Here is a 4,921-nt window from a genome sequence, read left to right as displayed (position 1 = left end):
TGTGCACTCGCCTTGGCGCAGGGCTTGCACGGCGAGGTGCACGCTCACCAGCGATGACGAACAGGCCGTGTCGACAGTGAGAGCCGGCCCCTCGAAGCCCAGCACGTACGAGACGCGACCGGAGAGCACGCTGCCCGCCGAGCCGATGCCCCAGTAACCCTCCAACTCGTCCGGACCCGACTGCGCCAAATGGGCGTAGTCCTGGCCCGTCGTCCCCACGAACACACCCGTCTGCGAACCGCGCAGGCTGCCAGGGGCGATTCCTGCGTCCTCCAAGGACTCCCAGACGACCTGGAGGAGCAGCCGCTGCTGGGGATCCATCGCCAGGGCCTCGGTGCGGCCGATGCCGAAGAACTCCGCGTCGAACTCCGTCGCCCCCTCCAGGAACCCGCCGGCCCTGGCGTATGTCGTGCCCGGGTGGTCCGGGTCGTCGTGGAAGAGGCCGTCGAGGTCCCAGCCGCGGTCGCGGGGGAAGTCCGCGACGACGTCGCGCCCGGCGGCCACCAGGTCCCACAGGTCGTCGGGGGAGGCCACGCCGCCCGGATAGCGGCAGGCCATGCCCACGATCGCGACCGGCTCGTACGCGCGCTGCTCGGCCTGCCGCAACTGCTCACGGGTGGCCTGCAGTTCGGCGGTGACACGCTTGAGGTACCGCAGTGTCTTGTCGTCGTCCGGCATGGTTCAGCCCACCCCCAAGTCGTTGTCGATCAGGTCGAACAGGTCGTCGGCGGACGCTTCGTCGATACGCTCCCTGCGCAGGCCGCCGCCCCTGTCGTCGAGCGCCGCGAGCAGGGACCGCAACCGCGTGCGGACGGCCGCCACGTCGGACTCGGCGACCGACGGAAGCAGCCCGGCGAGGCGGTCCAGATCCGTGTGCACACCGGGCGCCGCCTTCTGGCCCCCGGCGGCGTGCTCGTCGAGCAGCGTGCGCAGGTGCGCGGCGAGCGCGGGAACCGTCGGGTGGCCGAACACCAGGGTGGACGGCAGAGAGAGGCCGGTCACCTGACTCAGCCGGTTGCGCAGCCGCACCGCGCCCAGCGAGTCCAGGCCCAGTTCCTTGAAGGGACGCTCCGGGTCGACCGCGCCCGCGTCCTCGTACCCGAGGACCACGGCGACCTCCGCGGCGACGGTCGCCAGTACCAGCGCGTCCCGCTCCTCGGGCGGAGCGGCCGCAAGGCGGACGGGCAGCGCCGCGCCTTCCCGGCCCGCGGGCCCCTGCGCGGCCGGCACCAGGGCCCGCAGCACGGTGGGCAGCGAGCCCTCGCGGGCCTGGGCACGCAGGGCGCCCAGGTCGAGCCGGGCGGGCAGCAGCAGGGCGTCCTCCGTGCCGTGCACCGCATCGAACAGGCGCAGCCCCTCGTCGGTGGCGAGCGGCGCCAGCCCCGACCTGCCCAGCTGGGCCACCTCGGCGTCCCCGAGGTGCCGGGTCATGTCGCTCGCCTCCTCCCACAGGCCCCAGGCCAGCGAGAGCGCGGGCAGCCCGTGGGCGCGCCGCCACTGCGCGAAGGCGTCGAGGAACGTGTTGGCCGCCGCGTAGTTGCCCTGCCCCGGGCCGCCGATGGTGCCAGCGACCGAGGAGAACAGGACGAACGCGGCGAGCGGCACGGACTCGGTCAGCTCGTGCAGGTGCAGGGCCGCGTCCACCTTGGGCCGCAGGACGCGGTCCAGCCGCTCGGGCGTCAGCGTCTCCAGGAGGCCGTCGTCGAGCGCCCCCGCGGAGTGGACGACGGCGGTCAGCGGATGCGTGGCGTCGACCGATGCGAGGAGCATCGCCGTCGCCGACCGGTCCGTGACGTCGCACGCCGCGACGGTGACCTGGGCGCCGAGGCCGGCCAGTTCGGCCGTCAGCTCCGGCACGCCGTCGGAGTCCCGGCCGCGACGGCTGACCAGGAGCAGATGCCGCGCGCCCCGTTCGGCGGCGAGATGCCGGGCCAGCTGGGCGCCGAGTCCGCCGGTGCCCCCGGTGATCAGGACCGTGCCGTCCGGGTCGAAGGGGAGCGGCCCGCCGAAGGCGCCGCGGACACGGACGGCACGGGGGACGTGGAGCACGCCCTTGCGTACGGCGACCTGAGGCTCCTCGGCGGCCAGTGCGACGGGCAGGACGCGCGCGGGATCGTCGGAGGCGTCGCCGGTCAGATCGACGAGTGTGAAGCGGCCGGGATGCTCGGACTGCGCGCTGCGTACCAGCCCCCACAGGGGCGCGAGGTCGGGGGAGACGGCCGCGCCGGGAGCGGTGGCCACGGCGTTCCGGGTGACCAGCGTCAGGCGCGCGTGGGCGAACCGCTCGTCGGCCAGCCAGCCGCGCAGCAGCGCGAGGGTGTGGTGGGCGCGGGCGCGGGCCGCCTCCGCGGTGGGCGTGCCGTACGCCGCGGGCACGAACGCGATGACGGTGTCCGGCACGGGCCTGCCCGCGTCGAGTGCAGCGACGAGGTGCGGGAGAGCGGTGTAGGTGGGGAGGTGCGGGGCGTCCGAGCCGCTCACGGCACCTGGGCGCGCCATGGTCGTCCCGTCCTCGGCCAGGACCGCCCAGCGTCCGGACACGGTGGCCGGGGCGGGGTCCGGGGCCGGTGCCGCCTGCCACTCCACGCGGAAGAGGGAATCGGCCGGCCCGCGCGCGCCGGCCAGGCGGGCCGGGTCCACCGGGCGGGCCGTGACCGAGTCGACGGTGACCACCGGAGCGCCTGCCGCGTCGACCGCGGACATCTGTACGGTGCCCTCGCCGAGCGTGGTGAGGGACACCCGCAGGTGCGTGGCGCCCGCCCGGACGACGCGCACACCGGACCAGGTGAACGGCAGCCATGCCTGCCCGGACGCTCCGTCGGTACCGGCCAGTTCGGTGAGCTGGGCGTGGAACGCGGCGTCGAGCAGGGCCGGGTGCACCCCGTACCCCTCGGCGTTCCCGCTGCCCCCGGCCGACGCGGCGTCCACCTCGGCGAGGAGCACACCGTCGTGCCGCCAGGCCGCGCGTAGCCCGCGGAAGACGGGCCCGTATCCGAAGCCCCGGTCGGCGAGCCGGTCGTAGAGGTCGTCGACGTCCAGCGGCTCGGCGCCCGACGGGGGCCAAGAGGCGGGACCGGGGGAGTCGTCGCGGTGCGCCGGGGCGGGCGCGAGGAAGCCGCCGGCGTGCCGCGTCCAGCCGCCGCCCGCCGCGTCGGCCGGCCGGGAGTGGACCGCCACCGGCCGCCGTCCCCGGGCGTCCGGGGCGCCGACCGATGCCTGGAGGTCGGCGGCGCCCTCGTCGGGGAGCACCAGCGGCTCCTCCAGCGTCAGCTCCTCGACCACGTCGCAGCCGACGTGCGAGGCGGCGAGGACGGCCATGTCCACGAAGGCGGTGCCCGGCAGCAGTACGGTGCCGTAGACCGCGTGGTCGTCCAGCCAGCCGTGCGTGCCCCGCGAGACGCGCCCGGTGAACACCCACCCGCTGCCGTCGGCGAGTTCGGCTCCGGCGGTCAGGAGCCGGTGTCCGGTGGAGTGCAGTCCCGCTTCTCCGATGTCGCCCGCGGCGGGCCGGGGCGCCGCCCAGTAGCGCGTCGGCTCAAAGGCGTACGTGGGGAGTTCGACGTGGCGCGCGGCGGCCGGATCGAACACCGCGTCCCAGTCCACGGGCGTCCCGTGGGCGTGCACGGCGGCCAGCGAGGCGGTGAACTGTGCATGTTCCCGCCCGCGCCGGGCCGAGCCGAGGACGGCCGGGGCGGCCCGGCCGGTCCCGCCTTCCCGTCCCCCCGCCCGCTCCACCGTCTGCTCCATCGCGAAGGTGAGGATCGGGTGCGGACTCACCTCGATGAACGTGGTGTGTCCCTGGTCGAGCAGCGTGCGGACGACCTCTTCGAACCGCACGGTCCGGCGCAGGTTCCGGTACCAGTAGTCGGCGTCGAGGCCACTGGTGTCGAACGCGCCCGCGGTGACCGTGGAGTGGAAGAGCACCTCTGCGGAGCGCGGCGCGATCGGTGCCAGAACCTCGGCCAGACGCTCCTTGAGCGACTCGACCTGGGGGGAGTGCGAGGCGTAGTCCACGGGGACCCGCCGGGCCCAGATGTCCTCGGCGGCGCAGCGGGCGAGCAGCCCGTCCAGAGCGTCGGAGTCCCCGGAAACCGTCATGGACGAGGGGCCGTTGACGGCGGCGACCGATATGAGCCCGTCCCAGTCCGCCAGGAGCGGCAGCAGCCGCTCGGGCGACGCCGTCATCGACGCCATGCCGCCCCGCCCCGCCATCTCCGCGATGGCCTTGCTGCGCAGCGCCACGACGCGGGCGGCGTCCTGGAGCGAGAGGCCCCCGGCGACGTACGCGGCGGCTATCTCGCCCTGCGAGTGCCCGACCACGGCGTCCGGGTGCACGCCATGGTGGCGCCAGAGCGCGGCGAGCGCCGCCATCACCGCGAACAACGCGGGCTGCACGACGTCCACCCGGTCCAGCGGGGGAGCGCCGGGCGCTCCGCTCAGGACCTGGTCGAGTGAGAAGTCGGTGTAGGGCGCGAGTGCGTCGGCGCAGGCGCTGAACTCCTCGGCGAACACCGGGTGCGCAGCGGCGAGTTCACGGCCCATGCCGATCCACTGGGAGCCCTGGCCGGGGAAGACGAAGACGGTCTTCCCGGCGCGGGCGCGGGCCCGGGTCACCTGCTGGGTGGGGGTGGCGTGGGGGTGTGTGGTGGTGAGGTGGGTGTGCAGGCGGTGTGCCTGGGCGCGCAGGGCGGTGGGCGTCTTGGCGGAGAGCACCCATGGCACCACGGGAGGCGTCGCAAGGGAGGAGGGGAGTGCAGACCCCGGCGTCTCCGCCTGCACGGCGGGTGCCTCCTCCACGAGGACGTGCGCGTTGGTCCCGCCCATGCCGAAGGCGGATACTCCGGCTCGGCGGATGCGTTGGCTGCGTGGCCATGGGGTGGTTTCGGTGAGGAGGGCGATGCTGTTGTCGGTCCAGTTGGCT

Annotated in this window: 2 protein-coding genes; both read right to left on the bottom strand. The window is 74.8% G+C overall.

What is annotated here, in order from left to right:
* Positions 1-678 (bottom strand): beta-ketoacyl synthase N-terminal-like domain-containing protein (locus IH09_RS35915; protein ID WP_190233516.1); only part of this gene is annotated, 678 nt, incomplete at its 3' end.
* Between the two features lie 3 nt (positions 679-681).
* A partial coding sequence (locus IH09_RS35910) for a type I polyketide synthase (RefSeq protein WP_190233515.1) occupies positions 682-4,921 on the bottom strand: 4,240 nt, incomplete at its 5' end.

The organism is Streptomyces celluloflavus, from assembly GCA_000720995.1.
In the GTDB taxonomy this organism is placed as follows: domain Bacteria; phylum Actinomycetota; class Actinomycetes; order Streptomycetales; family Streptomycetaceae; genus Streptomyces; species Streptomyces celluloflavus.
The sequence above is the reverse complement of the archived record's forward strand: the minus strand, read 5'-3'. Positions and strand labels throughout refer to the sequence as shown.